At 54.1% G+C, this 314-nt stretch carries 3 tRNA genes; all 3 read left to right on the forward strand.

The annotated features are described in order from the left end of the window. Window positions 1-7 precede the first annotated feature (7 nt). The 3 genes from GYRE_RS00035 to GYRE_RS00045 all read left to right on the forward strand — a co-directional run bounded on the left by GYRE_RS00035 (window position 8) and on the right by GYRE_RS00045 (window position 297). Window positions 8-92, forward strand: a tRNA-Leu gene (locus GYRE_RS00035). A 23-nt stretch (window positions 93-115) separates the two neighbouring features. Continuing rightward, a tRNA-Gln gene (locus GYRE_RS00040) sits at window positions 116-190 on the forward strand. A gap of 32 nt (window positions 191-222) precedes the next feature. Beyond that, a tRNA-Gln gene (locus GYRE_RS00045) sits at window positions 223-297 on the forward strand. Window positions 298-314 lie beyond the last annotated feature (17 nt).

The following is a 314-nucleotide window of genomic DNA, read 5'->3' on the forward strand; positions in this document are numbered from 1 at the left end:
TCTTTTTGCGGGAGTGGCGAAATTGGTAGACGCACCAGATTTAGGTTCTGGCGCCGCAAGGTGTGCGAGTTCAAGTCTCGCCTCCCGCACCATTCCCATAAAAGCGTTGCACGGATGGGGTATCGCCAAGCGGTAAGGCACCGGTTTTTGATACCGGCATTCCCTGGTTCGAATCCAGGTACCCCAGCCATTTTTTCATCGATGTACTGACGTACCTGTTGTTGGGGTATCGCCAAGCGGTAAGGCACCGGTTTTTGATACCGGCATTCCCTGGTTCGAATCCAGGTACCCCAGCCAGTCGATGAATGCAGCAC

The organism is Yokenella regensburgei ATCC 49455, from assembly GCF_000735455.1.
Taxonomy (GTDB): domain Bacteria; phylum Pseudomonadota; class Gammaproteobacteria; order Enterobacterales; family Enterobacteriaceae; genus Yokenella; species Yokenella regensburgei.